This window comes from Pseudomonas alliivorans (assembly GCF_017826695.1).
Classification (GTDB): domain Bacteria; phylum Pseudomonadota; class Gammaproteobacteria; order Pseudomonadales; family Pseudomonadaceae; genus Aquipseudomonas; species Aquipseudomonas alliivorans.
The window spans coordinates 698,513-716,644 of sequence record NZ_JAFFZW010000003.1 but is presented as its reverse complement, the minus strand read 5'-3'; the positions used below and the strand labels follow the sequence as shown (position 1 = coordinate 716,644).

General features: G+C 57.8%; 21 protein-coding genes. 8 read left to right on the top strand and 13 right to left on the bottom strand.

Annotation, left to right across the window (positions count from 1 at the left end; genetic code table 11):
- Positions 1 to 70: 70 nt before the first annotated feature.
- Complete coding sequence (gene tyrS / locus JTJ32_RS12510) at positions 71 to 1,282, bottom strand: tyrosine--tRNA ligase (protein WP_210042198.1); 1,212 nt, start codon at positions 1,280 to 1,282, stop codon at positions 71 to 73.
- A gap of 203 nt (positions 1,283 to 1,485) precedes the next feature.
- On the opposite strand from tyrS, the gene JTJ32_RS12505 reads away from it, so the two are divergent.
- Together JTJ32_RS12505 and JTJ32_RS12500 are read left to right on the top strand one after the other, a co-directional pair.
- Positions 1,486 to 2,913 (top strand): peptidoglycan DD-metalloendopeptidase family protein, encoded by a 1,428-nt coding sequence (locus tag JTJ32_RS12505; RefSeq protein ID WP_184322158.1) that lies wholly within the window; start codon positions 1,486 to 1,488, stop codon positions 2,911 to 2,913.
- Between the two features lie 3 nt (positions 2,914 to 2,916).
- Positions 2,917 to 4,011: an anhydro-N-acetylmuramic acid kinase gene (locus tag JTJ32_RS12500; protein ID WP_099228542.1), complete on the top strand. Its 1,095-nt coding sequence runs from the start codon at positions 2,917 to 2,919 to the stop codon at positions 4,009 to 4,011.
- A 62-nt stretch (positions 4,012 to 4,073) separates the two neighbouring features.
- Here the strand turns inward: JTJ32_RS12500 and erpA are convergent, their stop codons facing one another.
- A complete protein-coding gene (gene erpA / locus JTJ32_RS12495) occupies positions 4,074 to 4,424 on the bottom strand; it encodes an iron-sulfur cluster insertion protein ErpA (protein WP_004885454.1) in 351 nt (116 codons plus the stop codon).
- 135 nt (positions 4,425 to 4,559) lie between these two features.
- Positions 4,560 to 5,594, bottom strand: coding sequence for an N-acetyl-gamma-glutamyl-phosphate reductase (argC, locus tag JTJ32_RS12490; protein WP_184322160.1), 1,035 nt, complete (start codon positions 5,592 to 5,594; stop codon positions 4,560 to 4,562).
- Between the two features lie 133 nt (positions 5,595 to 5,727).
- Here argC and hemJ point away from each other — a divergent pair, with 133 nt between their 5' ends.
- From hemJ to coq7, 5 genes are all read left to right on the top strand, one after another.
- Entirely contained in the window at positions 5,728 to 6,156 is a 429-nt protein-coding gene (gene hemJ, locus JTJ32_RS12485) for a protoporphyrinogen oxidase HemJ (protein ID WP_025995992.1), read from the top strand.
- Between the two features lie 104 nt (positions 6,157 to 6,260).
- Entirely contained in the window at positions 6,261 to 7,160 is a 900-nt protein-coding gene (locus JTJ32_RS12480) for a DUF805 domain-containing protein (RefSeq protein WP_210042197.1), read from the top strand.
- 53 nt (positions 7,161 to 7,213) lie between these two features.
- A complete protein-coding gene (locus JTJ32_RS12475; protein WP_210042195.1) occupies positions 7,214 to 7,990 on the top strand; it encodes an SDR family NAD(P)-dependent oxidoreductase in 777 nt (258 codons plus the stop codon).
- A gap of 93 nt (positions 7,991 to 8,083) precedes the next feature.
- The gene (locus JTJ32_RS12470) at positions 8,084 to 8,422 is read left to right on the top strand and encodes a histidine triad nucleotide-binding protein (RefSeq protein ID WP_099228546.1); all 339 of its coding nucleotides are present in this window, start codon (positions 8,084 to 8,086) and stop codon (positions 8,420 to 8,422) included.
- Between the two features lie 116 nt (positions 8,423 to 8,538).
- The gene (gene coq7, locus JTJ32_RS12465; RefSeq protein ID WP_099228547.1) at positions 8,539 to 9,186 is read left to right on the top strand and encodes a 2-polyprenyl-3-methyl-6-methoxy-1,4-benzoquinone monooxygenase; all 648 of its coding nucleotides are present in this window, start codon (positions 8,539 to 8,541) and stop codon (positions 9,184 to 9,186) included.
- Between the two features lie 78 nt (positions 9,187 to 9,264).
- On the opposite strand, the gene speD is transcribed toward coq7, so the two are convergent.
- Together speD and JTJ32_RS12455 are read right to left on the bottom strand one after the other, a co-directional pair.
- On the bottom strand, positions 9,265 to 10,059 hold the full coding sequence (gene speD / locus JTJ32_RS12460; protein ID WP_210042193.1) for an adenosylmethionine decarboxylase: 795 nt from the start codon (positions 10,057 to 10,059) through the stop codon (positions 9,265 to 9,267).
- 243 nt (positions 10,060 to 10,302) lie between these two features.
- Entirely contained in the window at positions 10,303 to 10,725 is a 423-nt protein-coding gene (locus JTJ32_RS12455) for an OsmC family protein (RefSeq protein WP_099228548.1), read from the bottom strand.
- 211 nt (positions 10,726 to 10,936) lie between these two features.
- Between JTJ32_RS12455 and crp the strand changes: the two genes are divergently transcribed.
- Positions 10,937 to 11,581 (top strand): cAMP-activated global transcriptional regulator CRP, encoded by a 645-nt coding sequence (gene crp, locus JTJ32_RS12450; protein ID WP_210042191.1) that lies wholly within the window; start codon positions 10,937 to 10,939, stop codon positions 11,579 to 11,581.
- Positions 11,582 to 11,593: 12 nt separating this feature from the next.
- On the opposite strand, the gene JTJ32_RS12445 is transcribed toward crp, so the two are convergent.
- From JTJ32_RS12445 to JTJ32_RS12410, 8 genes are all read right to left on the bottom strand, one after another.
- Positions 11,594 to 12,286 carry a lipoate--protein ligase family protein gene (locus JTJ32_RS12445; protein ID WP_210042190.1) on the bottom strand — a complete coding sequence of 231 codons (693 nt, stop codon included), beginning with the start codon at positions 12,284 to 12,286 and terminating at the stop codon, positions 11,594 to 11,596.
- Positions 12,287 to 12,318: 32 nt separating this feature from the next.
- Positions 12,319 to 13,155: an indole-3-glycerol phosphate synthase TrpC gene (gene trpC / locus JTJ32_RS12440; protein ID WP_210042189.1), complete on the bottom strand. Its 837-nt coding sequence runs from the start codon at positions 13,153 to 13,155 to the stop codon at positions 12,319 to 12,321.
- Positions 13,152 to 14,201, bottom strand: coding sequence for an anthranilate phosphoribosyltransferase (gene trpD, locus JTJ32_RS12435; RefSeq protein ID WP_210042220.1), 1,050 nt, complete (start codon positions 14,199 to 14,201; stop codon positions 13,152 to 13,154). Before trpD ends, trpC begins: the two co-directional genes overlap by 4 nt.
- A gap of 21 nt (positions 14,202 to 14,222) precedes the next feature.
- Positions 14,223 to 14,822: an aminodeoxychorismate/anthranilate synthase component II gene (locus tag JTJ32_RS12430; protein WP_099228552.1), complete on the bottom strand. Its 600-nt coding sequence runs from the start codon at positions 14,820 to 14,822 to the stop codon at positions 14,223 to 14,225.
- A gap of 395 nt (positions 14,823 to 15,217) precedes the next feature.
- Complete coding sequence (locus JTJ32_RS12425; protein ID WP_210042188.1) at positions 15,218 to 15,727, bottom strand: lysis system spanin subunit; 510 nt, start codon at positions 15,725 to 15,727, stop codon at positions 15,218 to 15,220.
- A complete protein-coding gene (locus tag JTJ32_RS12420; RefSeq protein ID WP_210042187.1) occupies positions 15,724 to 16,269 on the bottom strand; it encodes a glycoside hydrolase family 19 protein in 546 nt (181 codons plus the stop codon). Before JTJ32_RS12420 ends, JTJ32_RS12425 begins: the two co-directional genes overlap by 4 nt.
- A 23-nt stretch (positions 16,270 to 16,292) precedes the next feature.
- Positions 16,293 to 17,297 carry a tail fiber assembly protein gene (locus tag JTJ32_RS12415; protein WP_210042186.1) on the bottom strand — a complete coding sequence of 335 codons (1,005 nt, stop codon included), beginning with the start codon at positions 17,295 to 17,297 and terminating at the stop codon, positions 16,293 to 16,295.
- A gap of 311 nt (positions 17,298 to 17,608) precedes the next feature.
- Positions 17,609 to 18,106 carry a tail fiber assembly protein gene (locus JTJ32_RS12410; RefSeq protein ID WP_210042185.1) on the bottom strand — a complete coding sequence of 166 codons (498 nt, stop codon included), beginning with the start codon at positions 18,104 to 18,106 and terminating at the stop codon, positions 17,609 to 17,611.
- Between the last annotated feature and the right edge of the window lie 26 nt (positions 18,107 to 18,132).

Here is an 18,132-nt window from a genome sequence, read left to right as displayed (position 1 = left end):
AAGGCTTTTTCGTTTCCGTCTGCGCCGGAAGTGGGGCGAATTATAGACACCTCAACGAGCGCGTCAACCGTTATTTTGAACTTTCTTCAGAAACCAGAGTAACGCGCCCGAAAGCCTTCTTGCCGGCCTGGCAGATATGCGTCGAACCCAGCTTGAAGATAAAGCCGCGATCCACGACCTCTCCATCTATACGCACACCACCGGAAGCCAGCAGATCACGAGCAACAGCTGCGTTCTTTACCAGGCCAGCCTTATTAAGGATGGCCGAGATCGGCATATCCTCAGCAGCGCTTACCGATATCTCCGGCAGATCGTCAGGCAGCTCGCCTTCCTTCATACGGTTGCCCGCAGAGCGGTGCGCATTGGCTGCAGCTTCTTCACCGTGAAAACGCGCAACCAACTCTTCCGCCAGCTTGATCTTGATGTCGCGAGGATTGGCACCCGCCTCACAATCAGCCTTGAGACCCTCGATCTCCTCCATGCTGCGGAAGCTCAACAACTCGAAGTAGCGCCACATCAAAGAGTCAGGCATCGATACCAGCTTGTTGTACATGATGCCTGGTGCTTCCTGGATACCGACATAATTACCCAGCGACTTGGACATCTTCTTGACGCCGTCCAGCCCCTCGAGCAACGGCATGGTCAGGATGCACTGTGGCTCCTGCCCGTAAGCACGCTGCAGCTCGCGCCCCATCAGCAGATTGAATTTCTGGTCAGTACCGCCCAGTTCGATATCGGCGCGCAACGCCACCGAGTCGTAGCCCTGAACCAGCGGATAGAGGAATTCGTGAATCGCAATCGGCTGACTGCCTTTATAGCGCTTGTCGAAATCATCACGCTCAAGCATGCGAGCGACCGTGTACTGCGAAGACAGACGAATGAAGTCGGCAGGACTGAGCGCGTCCATCCAGGTGGAGTTGAACGCCACCTCGGTCTTGGCAGGATCGAGAATCTTGAACACCTGAGCCTTGTAGGTCTCGGCGTAGTCCAGAACCTGCTCACGGGTCAGTGGCGGGCGAGTGGCGCTCTTGCCGCTCGGATCACCGATCATGCCGGTGAAGTCACCTATAAGGAAGATGACCTGATGGCCCAGTTCCTGGAACTGACGCAGCTTGTTTATAAGGACGGTATGACCCAGGTGCAGGTCGGGCGCCGTCGGATCGAATCCGGCCTTGATACGTAGCGGCTGGCCGCGCTTGAGTTTGGCGACCAGTTCGGCCTCGACCAGGAGTTCATCCGCGCCGCGCTTGATCAGCGCCAGCTGCTCTTCAACCGACTTCATATCAGCCCCCAATTTAAAGGGAACCAACCATACAAGATCAGAGCCCAATTACAAGTTTTTGCCCAGCACACACCTACGATTCCAGAAGGGATTCGTGGGGAGGGTTGCTTCGGGCAGGTTTTGGTTATATTTTATACAGTTATTTCATCTTCATCATGTCATTCATCTTTTCCATTTCACCTTTTTCAAAGTCAAAATTACCTATGATAGACACACCGCCTAAAGCGCCCCCGCTTTATCCGAAGAGTCACCTGCTCGCTGCAAGCGGCATTGCCGCCCTGCTGAGCCTGGCTCTCCTCGTTTTCCCATCCAGCGAAGTTGAAGCCAAACGAACCAATCTGGCACTCGATCTGGAAATGCCTGCAGATCCGAACGCACAAGACCAAGACGCTCCGGAAGCCGCTCAAGCCACACCTGAAAATGCCGAATCGCCCTTCGCTCAGATCGACAACGGCGAAGAACAGACCTCCGAGACCGCCAGCAAGCAGCCCGAGCCAGCCAAACCGGCACCGGAAGCGGCCAAGAATCCGAATCATCGGGAAGTAGTCGTCGCCAAGGGCGATACACTGTCCACCCTGTTCGAAAAGGTGGGGCTTCCGGCAACTACCGTCCATGAGGTACTGGCCAGCGACAAGCAGTCCAAGGAGTTCAGCAAGCTGCAGAACGGTCAGATCCTGCAGTTCGAGCTCACGCCGGACGGCCAGCTCAAGAATCTGCACACCAGGCTCAGCGAACTCGAAACCATCAGTCTGTCCAAATCGGCGGGCGGTTTCACTTTCAGCCGCGAAGTCAGCAAGCCCAATGTTCGTAACGCGTACGTCCATGGCGTCATCAACAGCTCGCTGTCGCAATCCGCACAGCGGGCCGGGCTGACTCACAGTATGACGATGGACATGGCCAACATCTTCGGCTACGACATCGACTTCGCGCAGGACATCCGCAAGGGTGACGAGTTCGACGTGGTCTACGAGCAGAAAGTGGTCAACGGCAAGCCTGTCGGCACCGGCAATATCCTCTCCGCCCGCTTTACCAACCGCGGCAAGACCTATACAGCGGTTCGTTATACCAACAAGCAGGGCAACACCAATTACTACACCGCCGACGGCAACAGCATGCGCAAGGCGTTCATCCGTACGCCGGTGGACTTCGCCCGCATCAGCTCGATGTTCTCCATGGGCCGCAAGCATCCTATCCTCAACAAGATCCGCGCCCATAAAGGTGTCGATTACGCTGCGCCGCGTGGCACGCCCATCAAGGCAACCGGCGATGGCAAAGTCCTTCTCGCAGGTCGTCGTGGCGGCTACGGCAACACCGTGATCATCCAGCACGGCGATACCTACCGCACGCTGTATGGCCATATGCAGGGCTTCGCCAAAGGCGTACAAACCGGCTCATCGGTGAAGCAAGGTCAGGTGATCGGCTATATTGGAACAACCGGCTTGTCGACAGGCCCGCATTTGCACTATGAATTCCAGGTCAACGGCGTACACGTCGACCCACTGGGCCAGAAACTTCCGATGGCGGATCCGATCGCCAAATCCGAAAAACAGCGGTTCATGCAGCAAAGCCAACCGTTGATGGCGCGCATGGATCAGGAAAAGGCCACCACGCTGGCCTCGAATAAAAGGTAATCCATGGCCTTCTTCTATATAGGTGTGATGTCCGGCAGCAGCCTCGATGGGATTGATATCGCCCTATTGGAGCAAGACGACCGACCAAGACTTCTGGCAACCCACTACATTCCGATGCCGGAAGACTTGCATGCGGAATTGCTGGGACTTTGCTCAAGCGGTACGGATGAACTGACACGCGCGGCAATTGCCGAGCAGAAATGGTGCCACCTCGTTGCCAAAGGTGTTTTGCAACTGCTGGAAGAACAGAACATGGTCGCCGGCCAGATCCGCGCGATCGGCAGCCATGGTCAGACCATTCGCCACGAGCCAGCACGCGGCTTCAGCATTCAGATCGGCAACCCTGCGTTGCTGGCCGAGCTGACCGAAATCACGGTAGTCAGCGATTTCCGCCGTCGTGACATCGCAGCCGGAGGCCAGGGCGCGCCCTTGGTGCCAGCCTTCCACGAAGCGCTGTTCGACGACAACAAGGAACACCGTGCAGTGCTCAATATCGGCGGGTTCAGTAACCTGAGCCTGATCGAGTCCGATCGCCCGGTGACGGGTTTCGATTGCGGCCCCGGCAACGTCTTGCTCGATGCCTGGATTCAGTCGCAGCGCAATCTGAGCTTTGACAAGGACGGTGCCTGGGCCGCCAGTGGCCAGGTCGACCCGGCACTATTGAAAACGCTGCTGAGCGACCAGTTCTTCCTGACCAAGGGCCCGAAGAGTACCGGCCGTGAGGTGTTCAACCTTGGCTGGTTGCATCATCACCTGTTCCAGTTGCCGACCCTGGCACCGGAAAACGTTCAGGCGACACTGCTTGAGCTGACCGCGCTGACCATTACCGAATCGCTACAGTCGGCTCAGTCGAGCACGATGGAACTGCTAGTCTGCGGCGGCGGCGCTCACAACACTGCGTTGATGAATCGACTGGCCGAGCTGTTACCCGACACTCGTGTCAGCAGCACAGCAAAATTCGGTGTCGACCCAGACTGGGTTGAAGCGATGGCGTTTGCCTGGCTGGCGCATTGCTGCCTGGAAAGCGTACCGGCCAACCGTCCCACGGTGACCGGTGCCAGGGGCCTGCGAGTGCTGGGCGCTATCTACCCTGCCTGATGCAAAGGCCAGAACAAAAAACGCCGCTCAATGAGCGGCGTTTTTGTAACTGCAGCGTGCGATCAGATAGAGAACGATGAACCGCAACCACAGGTCGTGGAAGCATTCGGGTTCTTGATCACGAAGCGCGAGCCCTCCAGTCCTTCCTGGTAGTCCACCTCGGCACCCGCCAAATACTGGAAGCTCATCGGATCGACCACCAGACTGACGCCCTCGCGTTCGACGATGGTGTCGTCGTCTGCAACGTCTTCATCAAATGTGAAACCATACTGGAAGCCGGAGCAACCGCCACCCGTCACGAAGACACGTAGTTTAAGGCGATCATTGCCCTCTTCATCGACCAGAGACTTCACCTTGTGCGCTGCACCTGGGGTGAATTCCAAAGCCGTCGGAGTGAAGGATTCGACACTCATGTCAGATATCTCCCGGCGATAAGCCGTCGTAATGCGTAATGACGGGCATTATCCGCTTGTCCTAGAAAATTGGTCAACTATTTGCAGAGCAGCGGCAAGTGAAGCAGAACCTCGCTTGCCGCTTGATACAGACTCTTAAGGCATCATACCGGCATGAGACAGACCCAGCCGTTCGTCCAGACCAAACAGGATGTTCATGTTTTGAACTGCCTGACCTGAAGCGCCTTTGACCAGATTGTCGATGACGGAGAGCACGACAACCAGATCACCGCCCTGCGGACGATGCACAGCAATCCGGCAGACGTTTGCACCGCGAACGCTGCGAGTTTCCGGATGGCTGCCTGCTGGCATCACATCCACAAACGGTTCATCGGCGTAGCGTTTCTCGAACATCGCCTGCAGATCGACCGACGTGTCAGTGACTGTCGCGTAAAGCGTGGAGTGGATACCGCGGATCATCGGCACCAGATGCGGAACGAAGGTCAGACCGATATCACCGCCAGCCGCACGACGCAGGCCCTGAGTGATTTCGGGCAGGTGACGGTGACCTTTGACGGCATACGCCTTGAAGCTTTCGTTGGCTTCCGAGTACAGCGAGCCGATGCTCAGGCCGCGCCCTGCACCACTGACACCAGACTTGCAGTCAGCGATCAGACGGGTGTTGTCGGCGATGCCTGCTTCCAGCAATGGCAGGAAGCCCAACTGGGTTGCTGTCGGGTAGCAGCCAGGAACCGCAATCAAGCGCGCATTTTTGATTTGCTCGCGATTGACTTCCGGCAGGCCATAGACCGCATCCTGCAACAATTCAGGTGCGCCGTGAGGCTGGCCGTACCACTTCGACCACTCGACGGGGTCCTGCAGGCGGAAGTCCGCGGACAGGTCGATCACCTTGGTGCCGGCCGCCAGCAACTCACCAGCAAGTGCGTGAGCCACGCCATGAGGTGTTGCGAAAAACACCACGTCACAGGCGCCCAGTGTTTGAACATCAGGAACGCTGAATGCCAGACCGTCGTAATGGCCTCGCAGGTTCGGGTACATGTCCGCGACGGGAAGACCGGCCTCCGAGCGGGAAGTAATCACCACCACTTCAGCCTGCGGATGCTGTGCCAACAGACGCAGCAACTCGACTCCGGTGTAACCCGTGCCGCCGACGATACCGACCTTGACCATAACCTGCCCTCAACGAAACAACTGGAAAGCGGTCGATAATATGGGCCTATGGCCTCTGCGACAACCGACAACGTGACGTATGGACACTCTAGCCTCTACTATTCGGCCACCGTGAACCTGGGAATAACCAAAAATGCTCTATCTATGGATCAAAGCGCTGCACATCATCTCGATGGTCTGCTGGTTTGCAGGTCTCTTCTACCTGCCACGACTGTTCGTTTATCACTCCATGAGCGAAGACACCATCAGCCGCGACCGTTTCTGCATCATGGAACGCAAGCTGTACAGAGGCATCATGGGCCCGGCAATGATCGCGACCCTGATCTTCGGCGGCTGGCTGATCAGCTTCAATCCGAGCGGTTACTTCAGCCAGGGCTGGATGCACGTCAAGCTTACGCTGGTGGTGTTGCTGATCGGTTACCACCATGTGTGCGGCGCGCAAGTCAAACGTTTCGCCCGGGGCGAGAATGGTCGCAGCCATGTGTTTTACCGCTGGTTCAATGAAATCCCGGTACTGATTCTCCTGGCCATCGTGATTCTGGTGATCGTCAAACCGTTCTGATACATGACTGGATGACGCTCACCCGGACGTCATTCAGATGACAGGCGCTGTGCCCTTTGCAGATGCGCCTGGCTCGCTCTCACTTCAAGACAAGGAAGCTCTATATGGCCGAAACCCACTTCAAGATCGTTTTTGAAGGACAGGTGCGTGATGGCGTAGAGCCCGAGATCGCGAAAGCCAATCTGGCGCGACTGTTCAACAGCGAAACTGCGGCTGTCGAGAAGCTGTTCAACGGTCAGACGGTCGCGCTCAAGCGGGGCTTGCCCCACGCCGAGGCCGAGCATTATATAAAAGCGCTGCACGACGCCGGCGTCGAGGCGCGGATCGAACCGGATCCGGCGATCACCCTCACCGTCAACGAGAAAGACCTGCCCGCACCGGCCTCTCCCTACGCGCCACCTAAATCACATGTGGGCCCTGCCGAGTTCGCTGAGCACTCCACGCTCAAGGTATTCAGCATCGCCGGACGCATTGGGCGTCTGCGCTACCTGGCGTGGACACTGGTGCTGAGCGCCGTAAGTCTGGCTCTGCTCTCCATTGCCATCATGGTCATGAGTCAGTCGCTGATCGCAGGCGGGCTGCTGATCGCGATCATCGCGATGGCATTCGTGGTCATCAGCTCACTGATGGGCGTTCAGCGACTGCACGACATCGGCTGGTCAGGCTGGCTTTTGCTTCTGAATCTCGTGCCCTTTGTGAGCAGTGTTTTCCCCATACTGATGACCGTCATGCCCGGCACCAAAGGACCCAATCAGTATGGGGCACCGCAGCCGCCCAACTCACGCGGCGTCAAGGCTCTGGCCGGGCTGTGGCTGCTGCTGATTCCCGTCATCCTCATCAGCGTCATTTCTGGAGGCATGAACACACTCAAGGAAGAACTCGAGGTGCAGACCGACGAGTACGAGCAGTCCTTGCCTTATGACGATGCCGCGCAACGTGAAAGCGCCCAGCCCAACCAGGCCGAGACCGAAAATGCGCCGGAAGAAGACAACGACCCGCAATAAAATGCGCATGGCCCGGTAGACTGCCGACCGCATTACGTTCAATGGAGAACTGCATGACCCGTTACGCCCTGATCACCGGTGCATCCAGCGGCATAGGCCTGGCCATGGCCGAAGCACTGGCGCGCCGTGGTCGCAGCCTCATTCTGGTTGCTCGCCAGCGAGATCATCTGGAAACCATCGCTCTGGAACTGACGCAGCGATTTGGCGTGGAAGTGCTGTTTCGCGCATGCGACCTGGGCGAGCCTCTGCGGCTTTCGGGGTTTCTGCTTGAACTGGAAGACGGCGCGCATCAGATCGACCTGCTGGTCAACGCAGCAGGCATCGGTACCTGCGGCCCCTTCCTGGCGCAGGACTGGGGCGTCGAACAGGACCTGATCGACCTGAACATTCTGGCGCTGACACGTCTGTGCCACACCGTCGGCAATCTGATGGCGATTCAGGGTGGCGGACAGATACTCAATGTCGCGTCGGTGGCTGCATTCCAGCCCGGCCCATGGATGAGCACTTATTACGCGAGCAAGGCTTATGTCCTGCACTTTTCCGAAGGCTTGCGCGAAGAAGTGAAGAAAACCGGGGTCAAGGTGTCCGTGCTGTGCCCCGGTCCGACCCGGACGGCTTTTTTCCGCACCGCTCAGCTCAAGGTCGACATCGAGAAGATGATGAGCCCCGAAGAAGTTGCGCTGTATACCGTGCGCGCCCTGGCAAAGAACCGAGCCGTTATCATACCGGGCTGGCGCAACAGGCTCTGGACGTTCAGTCCACGCCTGGTTTCACGCTGGGTGGCCAGGCAGGTCAGCGGCTACATCAACAAATCCTGCTGCCCGCGCTGATCGACAAAATGGCTGGGCGAGCACTGTCTCGCTCAGTACACTCGATCGCTCTGATACCCGCACGCACCATCAACCGATAAGGAGCATACGGCTGTGGATACTTTGTTCACCAAGATCATCAATCGGGAAATCCCGGCGAAGATCATCTACGAAGATGATCAGGTGCTGGCTTTTCACGATATCGCCCCTCAGGCCCCTGTGCATTTTCTGGTCATTCCCAAGAAGCCGATCCGCACGCTCAACGACCTGACCGAAGAAGACAAAGGTCTGGCCGGACATATCCTGTTCACGGCGCAGCGTCTGGCAGTAGAGCTGGGCTGCGAAGAAGGATTTCGTGTGGTCATGAACTGCAACGAGCTGGGTGGACAGACCGTCTATCACATTCATATGCACGTGCTGGGACAGCGCCAGATGAACTGGCCGCCGGGCTGAGTCAGCTTTGCGGCCCGATGCACCCTTCCAGCTTCCGGCACCGAGAAGCTGGCAAGGCGGTACCCTGCTCCGCTGATTCGGTTAAACTCCTTCTCAGGATCTATCCGGAGGTGCCCATGGCTACCGAACGTCACTACTCCCCCATTGACCGCCTGTTATTGCAGGCCGACAGTGCGATGCGCACGCTGCTACCGTCAAGCGGCCACTCCCGGCGGCCGTCACCTGCGGTCGTGCAGACTGATCACAAGATGAGCGATGTCGATTCGCGCCATGTCGCGGGTCTGATGCGCATCAACCATACAGGTGAAGTCTGTGCCCAGGCGCTGTATCAGGGTCAGGCGCTGACCGCCAAGCTGCCCAAGGTGCGCAAGGCCATGGAGCACGCAGCCGAAGAAGAAATCGACCATCTTGTCTGGTGTGAACAACGCATCCATCAGCTGGGCAGCCACACCAGCGTGCTCAATCCGCTATTCTACGGTCTGTCATTCGGAATGGGTGCAGCGGCTGGCATCATCAGCGACAGGGTGAGTCTGGGTTTTGTTGCCGCGACTGAAGATCAGGTCTGTAAGCACCTCAGCGAACATCTGGAACAACTGCCCGTGGAGGACAACAAGTCCCGGGCAATTCTCGAGCAGATGCTCAGCGACGAGGAACATCACGCGGAGTCGGCACTGGAAGCGGGAGGTTTTCGCTTTCCGGCACCGATCAAGTTCGGTATGAGCATCCTGGCCAAGGTCATGACCAAGAGCACGTATCGCATCTGACAAGGCGTCACGCACAAAAAAGGCGCCCTTGAGAGGCGCCTTTTTTGGTCACGGCTGCTGGCCGATCCGAGTCTGTACTCAGACCGCTACGTTACGACCGTAGAAGATTTCCAGCATCTCGTGCTTGACCTTCGCGGTCACCTGCTCACGCTGCTCGGTGGACAGGTTGCTGGTCGCGTCGCCGAACAGGTAGTTATCCAGTTCGAACTGTTTGAGCAGCATTTTGGTGTGGAACAGGTTTTCCTGATACACGTTCACGTCGGTCATCTGGTAACCGTTGCGCGTGTCTTCGGACAGATAGTTCTGGATCGAGTTGATTTCGTGGTCAATGAAGTGCTTCTTGCCTTCCACGTCACGGGTAAAACCGCGCACGCGATAATCGACGGTCACGATATCCGACTCGAACTTGTGAATCAGATAGTTCAGGGCCTTGAGCGGTGAAATGACGCCACAGGTCGACACATCGATGTCCACGCGGAACGTGGCGATGCCGTCTACCGGGTGAATCTCCGGGTAGGTGTGAACTGTGATGTGGCTCTTGTCCAGGTGGGCCAGAATGGTTTCCGGCAAAGGACCTGGCGACTCTTCGATCTGGCTTTCGGTAGGCGTCACCGGCTGCTCGGAGATCAGAATGGTCACACTGGCACCCTGAGGATCGTAATCCTGACGCGCAATGTTCAGGATGTTGGCACCAATGATATCGACAACATCGGTCAGAATCCGCGTCAGGCGCTCTGCGTCATACACACTGTTGATGTATTCGACATAAGCCTGCTGGTCTTGCGGTGTTTCCGCATAGCAGATGTCATAAATGTTGAAGCTCAAGGTCTTGGTCAGGTTATTGAACCCGTGGAGCTTGAGTTTGCTTTTCACCGTTAAAAACTCTCTATATGTGTGCGGCGCCGGCCGCGTGATCAAGCATGCCCGTCAGATGAGTCCGGCTCAGCTGCGTAGGACGGTTAACACCTCTTCGCGTTGGCGATTTTGGTTGTCTGTTCGGGCGCAACAGCAGATAACCAATGCACGCTGCGCCCTGAAAAAGTGGCGCATTATGCAGACGTCCGAAGCCGTCTGCCAGAGTGTGCGCCGTTTTTATGATCGTTGGATGTCTGAAGGTCAGGCCAGTTCGACAATTTCATAATCGTGGGTAATCTTCACACCCGCATTGCCAAGCATGATCGAGGCAGAGCAATACTTTTCTGCGGACAGCTCGATAGCCCGTTTGACCTGGGCCTCTTTAAGCCCGCGACCCTTGACGACAAAGTGCAGATGGATTTTGGTGAAGACTTTCGGATCTTCGTCTGCCCGCTCTGCCTCAAGGAAAGCTTCACAGCTCTCGACCGGTTGGCGGGATTTCCTGAGGATGCTCACCACATCGTAATTGCTGCAACCGCCCAGACCTATCAGGACCATTTCCATGGGGCGAACGCCCAGGTTGCGACCGCCACTTTCGGGCGGGCCATCCATGACCACTACGTGACCGCTGCCGGATTCGCCGAGGAACATGGCTTCGCCAGCCCATTGAATGCGTGCCTTCATCGCCAAGACTCCACTGCTGAAAAAGGGGCGCCAGCTTAGCACAGGGCCACCTATTACCTTGATCAACTGATGAAAAACGCGTTTTGCCGCTAACGTGTAGGAATATTCGCAAAATAGGCCTGCCGCTCGTCGAAAAGCTGGCGAGAATGCAGGTGCAGCCGATACCTACAGGTATGCCATTTGGCGCAGGTCCTTATTTCGGAAGTCACGCATGGCCGCACTCACACTTGCATCTAAAACAAAGAATCTGGAAAAGCTTCTTCCTCACGCACAACGCCGTCGCTACGCCGCAAAAAGCAACATCATCAATGCCGGTGATGGCTCCGATTCGCTGTTTCTCATCATCAAGGGATCGGTCACGATTCTGATAGAAGACGACGACGGGCGCGAGATGATCATCGCCTACCTCAACAGCGGCGACTTCTTCGGCGAACTCGGCCTTTTCGAACAGGCGGGTCAGGCGTCCGTGCGCAGCGCTTGGGTAAGAGCGAAGACCGAATGTGAAGTGGCCGAGATTGCCTACGGCAAGTTTCGCGAACTGACGCAGCAGGAGCCGGAGATTCTCTACGCGCTGAGCAGCCAGATGGCGGATCGTCTGCGCGCCACGACACGCAAGGTGGGTGATCTCGCGTTTCTGGATGTGACCGGGCGTGTCGCTCGCACCCTGCTGGATCTCTGCAAACAACCGGATGCGATGACGCACCCGGACGGCATGCAGATCAAGATTACCCGTCAGGAGATCGGTCGCATTGTGGGCTGTTCACGGGAAATGGTGGGACGAGTGCTCAAGGCGCTCGAAGAACAGAGCCTGATCGATGTCAAAGGCAAGACCATGGTGGTGTACGGCACACGCTGACGTGCAATCGGGTCAGATATCTGCCAGCAATTGCCGATAGGCCGCCAGCAGCCTCGACATATCCGCCTCGGGAAACGCTTCATGTAATGCGATATGGCTTTCGGCCCGGACACGTGCATCGAGCTCGCATATCAGGTTGAAGCGATTGACGGCTGCGACCATCTGCACCCGTTCATCATCCACCAACAAGGCGGCGTGAGCCAATACAACAGGCCGCGCGCCGCCCTGACTCTGACGCCAGCGCTGGGCCGTGCCAACCATCTTGCGGCCGTCAAGGTTGACGTTGAAACGACCGTCGCAAAACGCGCCAGCGACTTCACCCAGCGAGGCCTGACCGCCAAGCTCATTCAGCGTATCGAGAATGGGCTGGCACAGGCGGCGGTAAGCCGTTTCGATACGGTCCCGATCAAGGTCAGTCGAAGGCTGTGCGTAGACCAGCGCTATGTTAACGGTGGCAGATGACTGCGGTACCGGCTCGCCGCCGGTTTCCCGCAACAGGATTGGCCATCCGTTATCCGCCAGGGTTTCACTCGCTTCGACGAAGCCGGGAAGCCGACTCAACCGCCGCGGCATGACCAGTGCGTGATCGTTGGGGCGCCAGAACAGCACCCCATGTTCAGCCTCGCCTGCACACACAGCAGCCAGAAGATCCTGCTCGGCCTGCAATCCTTTTTCGACACAGATGTCGATGATCGAGTCTGACATACGCCATCTGGCTCCTGCTGCGTGTGAAGCGATCAGTCGAGTGTCGAGCCGCTCACCGGTACGCCACGCTCGGGGAAGAACAGTCGCTGCAGTTCAGTACCCGGGTGTTCCGCACGCATAAATGCCTCGCCGACCAGAAATGCATACACATCGCTGATTTCCATCAATTCGACGTCGGCACGGTTGAGAATGCCGCTCTCAGTGATGACCAGACGGTCGCGAGGAACACGCGGCAGCAAGTCCAGCGTCGTTTCCAGGCTCACATTGAACGTATGCAGGTTACGGTTGTTGATACCGACCAGCGGGGTGTCCAGCGTCTTGAGTGCGCGATCCAGCTCGTCACCGTCATGCACTTCAACCAGTACGTCCAGACCGACGCCTTTGGCAACGGCTGCCAGCTCGGCCATCTGCACATCGTCCAGTGCCGACACGATCAGCAGGACACAGTCCGCGCCCAGTGCACGGGCTTCGACGATCTGGTAAGGATCGATCATGAAATCCTTGCGGATCACTGGCAGGTTGCACGCCGCCCGGGCTTCCCGAAGGTACGCATCCGACCCCTGAAAGAAGTCGATGTCGGTCAGCACTGACAGGCAAGTTGCACCACCGGCCTGGTAGCTTTTGGCGATCTCGGCAGGCAGAAAGTTTTCCCGGATCACGCCTTTGCTGGGCGAGGCCTTCTTGATTTCGGCAATGACTGCAGGCTGCTTTTTCCTGGCCTGCTCCATCAGCGCGCTGGCGAAGCCACGCGCAGGATCGGCTGCGGCAGCTTGTTGTTCAAGCTCAGCCAGGCTTACGACAGCGCGGCGGGCGGCGATTTCCTCGGCCTTACGGGCAAGGATCTTTTCCAGTACGGTTGGTACGCTCATTCTTCGTTCTCCTGCTTGAACACTGCCGTAAAGGCGCCCAACTCTTCCAGTTTTTCCCGGGCAAGGCCGGTGTGCAGCGCGTCATGCGCCAGTGCTACGCCTTCCTTGAGGCTCGTGGCGTGGTCCGCAGCATAAAGCGCAGCCCCAGCATTGAGCACAATCATTTCAGCTGCTTTCTGACCGTTCTCGGTCTTGCGACGACCCAGAGCATCTCGGATCAGCTCAAGCGAGGCCGCCGGGCTTTCCACCGCCAGGCCATACAGGCTCTGGCTCTTGATGCCCAAGTCTTCAGGCTGCACCCAGTATTCGGTCACTTCGCCATTCTTGAGTTCCGCGACGAAGGTCGGTGCGGCCAGACTGAATTCGTCCAGCCCGTCCTGCGAGTGCACCACCAGCACGTGCTTGCTGCCCAGACGCAGCAGCACTTCGGCCAGAGGACGGCACAGCGCCTGATTGAATACGCCGACGACCTGATGGCGTACGCCGGCCGGATTCGTAAGCGGGCCGAGCATATTGAACAGGGTGCGCAGGCTCAGGTCACGACGCGGGCCTGCGGCGTGCTTCATTGCGCTGTGATGCGACTGAGCGAACATGAAGCCGATGCCGACGCTGTCGATGCAACGCGCGACTTGAACCGGCGTCAGGTTCAGATAAACACCTGCGGCTTCCAGTAGATCGGCACTGCCGCTCTTGCCCGAAACAGCACGGTTGCCATGCTTGGCGACTGTGCAACCCGCTGCCGCAATCACGAATGCGGATGCCGTAGAAACGTTGAAGATGTTGGCACCGTCGCCGCCGGTGCCGACGATATCGACCACGCAGTCAAGCGACTGCAACTGAACCTGATCGGCCAGCTCGCGCATGACCGACACCGCACCGACGATCTCGTCGATGGTTTCGCTCTTCATGCGCATGCCCATCAGAAACGCACCGATCTGCGCCTCGGTGCATTGCCCGGTCATGATTTCACGCATGACATCGCGCATTTCGTCAGTGGTCAGGTCCAGCTGATTGACCACGCGATTCAGCGCAGTCTTGATATTCATGGGGGTATTCATAAAGAGTCCTTAACCCTGACGACTGCCGCCGCGCTGCTTGAGGAAATTGGCGAACAGCTCATGGCCCTGCTCGGTCAGGATCGACTCGGGGTGAAACTGCACCCCCTCGACGTTCAGTGTCTTGTGACGCAGGCCCATGATCTCGTCAACCGAGCCGTCGTCATGTGCAGTCCAGGCCGTCACTTCCAGAACGTCAGGCAGCGTGTCCCGTTTGACCACCAGCGAGTGGTAACGCGTGACGACCAACGGATGGTTCAAACCTTCGAACACGCCCTGGTCCTCGTGGATAACCGGGCTGGTCTTGCCGTGCATGACCTGGCGCGCGCGCACCACGTCACCACCGAATGCCTGGCCAATGGACTGGTGCCCCAGACAGACGCCCAGAATCGGCAGTTTGCCCGCGAAGTGATTAATCACCTCCAGCGAGACACCGGCTTCATTGGGAGTACAAGGACCGGGCGAAACGACGATGCGCTCGGGGTTCAAGGCTTCGATCTGCGCGATGGTCAGCTCGTCATTGCGGATGACCTTCACGTCGGCACCCAGCTCGCCCAGGTACTGCACGACGTTGTAGGTGAAGGAATCATAGTTATCGATCATCAGCAGCATTTTGCTATTAACCTTTTGAATTTACTGACTTCGTTTACGCCTTCAGATCGCGACTCGCTCAAGCATCCGCCTTTCAGCCACATCGAATGCGGTGACAGTGGCGGGAGAACATGACGAATTGAAGACATACAGGTGCGGATCCGGCAGGGCCGGCAAGGAAATAGTCAGGCGCGCCAACGCCAGCGGGCGTGAGCCTTGATAACGCGCATCAAGAGTTTGCTGACAATCGTCACGGGAAGGGGTCTCATCGGTACGTTTCGGGACATTAGCGTACCGATGAGAGCGGTGCAATATGAATGTATCGGGCGAAGCGCTCGATAACGTCGATGAGCGAGCCTTTAAAAGGCTGCAAGAAGGCCGCGCCTCCGTGCGGAGGCGGGAAGGAGACTGGTTGTTCAGAACGCGATCTCGCGCACATAGGCCTGGCAGGCCTTGAGCGCGATCAGTCCTTGGTCGCCGTCGTCGGTGACTGCGACAATTCGTTGAGCAGCCGTTGGGTCAAGTTCGGCTCGCGTGCCTCCATGAACCACGCCGCCGGGGTGGGTGGAGGCTGACACTCCAGCACCACCGCTCGGGGTGGCAAGGAGGACTGACAGCCGCAGATCAGCAGTGGCCAGGCGATCACGCAGGCGGACCTGAGCAGTCTGTGCATCACTCAATTCCTTGTGGAGGGTTGTGTCATTGTTTTGCAGGCGGACTTCCAGCGCCCGTCGCCTGGCCTGTTCAGCGGTTTGCCAGTCGATGGCTGCCCTGGACGCCAGTTCGCGTTCTCGCAGACAGGACATCGCCTGCTCGGACAGTTGCCGCTCGTAACGCGTGGCCTGCCATTCCCAGGCAAGCCAGGCACCCAGCCCGGAGCCGACCACGACCGCCAACAACACGAAGCGCAGATCCAGACCATTCACGGCAGTATCTCCAGGGCGCGTTGATAGAGCGCCTGTCGATCGGCCAGACCATTGGTGCCGCCATTGATACGCCGGGTGATCATCAGGAAATCGCCCTTGTCCGCCAGCGCGTTCAGGTTGGCGCGATCCCAGAACCATGCCGCTGACATCGCGGCATGGTCGGGCCTTTCGAGCAGCTCGGGCTGGCGTAACAGATCCAGCCCCAGCGCCTCCCCGCACGCCTCATAGTTGGCCCGACCCGTGACCTGAATCAGCCCGCGACCACGATAAAGCTGGCCGTCGCCGTCTGCGTCTGGTGTGTTGCCCAGACGCAGCGCCAACTGCCCCGTGTCGTACTTCGCCAGGTAACTGTCGTTGCCCAGTTCACGCACGTACCGCAGCTGGCCGGACTCATGCCCGATCTGCGCGATGAATGCCGCTACACGCAACCGTGTGTCGATGCAGTAGCGATTCATGGCGATATTCAGGGCAGGAACGAAAACGCCGGCTTTAAGGCCGGCGTTGGGGAGGATGTGTAGCAATTGTTGCTGGTTGACAGGCATGGGTCCTCCTTGGGCAGACGGGCTCAGACAAAAGGCGTTGCTGGCGCAACAGGCCACTCGAACGACACGGGAAAGCCAGGCTGCGCATCGAGTTGGGCGAGCTGCACGCGGTAAAGCCAGTACGCATCACGCTCGGCCTGTAGCGCAGGCAGGGATTTGAGTTGAGCCTCGATGGCGCTTTGCAACGTGCTCAGCGTGCTGTTCAACGCCTCGATTTTCGCAGTAGCCATGGCCGCATAGCGGTCACGCTGAACTCGCCCGTCTACAATGACAACGGGCTCGGCCGGTTCAAGCGGTTCAAGAACCGGGCCGAACTCGCTGAAGACTGCACGATCGAACAGCTTTCTGGCTTGCGGCCGCGGGTCGTTGAAGGAAACGGTGACCGCCTCTTCACCACGGGTATCTTTGGTGTTCTCAAAAACCACCAAAAGAACGATAGCGTTATGGGACTGATCGGCCCAGCGAGGGTTGCGAATGCTCAACATCACCCAGGGCAGCTCATCATCGCTCACACCTGTCGGCGGCGTTGGCACTTCAGGCGGCTTTACGTACACGAACGGCGACGCAGGCGGAACCGGCCATACGAAAGACATCGGGAAACCCGGGATGTCTTCGAGGTGAGCGAGGTCTGCCCGGTAAGCCATATAAGCATCAAGCTCGGCCTGAAGCGCAGGCAGGGATTCAATCTGAGCCTGGGTGGCCGTTCCCGATGCGACGGCGTTCTGCAAGACAGACAGATCATTGGCCAGTACGTCGATTTTCCGGCTAGCGTCGGCCGAGTAGTTGCCACGCTGCATCATGACGGCGATCCGCACCATCTGCTCGGTGGGCTCGGAAATGACGCCAAACTCACCAGCGATTGCGCGATTGAGCAGCGCGACAACTTGCGGATCCGGGTCATTGGCAGAGATGGATATCCCCTCCTCGCGACCAGAATCCTTGTTTTCTTCAAAAATTACCCACAGGTTCAGGGTAGTGTGGGCTTGATCCGCCCAGCCAGGGTTGCGGGCGCTGGATACTGTTTTCATGTGAATACCTTTAATGGTGTATGGGGAGAGTGTGGGTTCGTAGTTGGATAGCACCTGCAAGCGTCAAAGAACGTCGCTTGAGTTGCGGGTAACGCTGATCAACGCTTGAAATACCGCATAAGCCGCTTGTGTAACGCAGCATCAGCAGTAGCCACATGGACAGGTCATGACGATAGTGAAAGCAGAAACAAGAACGCCGGCTCAAGGGCCGGCGTCAGGGAGAACTTCAGACATGTGTTGAGTTGATCGACTTCCGTGTGCCCTTCAGGTTCTGGACAATTCATGTTCGTTCACGCCCTGCCAAGTCCCGGTTACTTGGTTGGCGGCACGTACACAAAAGGTTGCGCAGGTGCCACTGGCCACTCGAACCTGGTCGGGTAGCCCGCCAATGTATCGATCTGGGAAAGCCGTACGCGATAAACACGGAACGCATAGAGTTCAGCATTGACTGCCGGTACGGAGTTTATTTGCTGTTGGGTCGCGAGGTTCATCGAAATGGCGTCTTGCAACATATCCAGCTTGGCCACCAGTTCGTTGATGCGGGCAGTGGCTGTCGAGGACAAAGCATCCCGCTGGTTTGTCACCTGCGCCAGAATCGTTTGCTCGGTGGGCTCAAGAACCGGGCCGAACTCGCCGGCAACAGCACGGTTGAACAGATCGACGCCGTGAGGCTCAGGATCTTTGGGAGACGCCCCGAAAGGTACCTCGCCATAGGTGTCTTTGAACTCTTCGAACAACACCCACATTTCAATGGAGGTGTGTGCAAGATCGGCCCAGCGTGGATCACGAGCACTGATGACTGTGAACATATACATACCTTTTGATTTTAGATTGA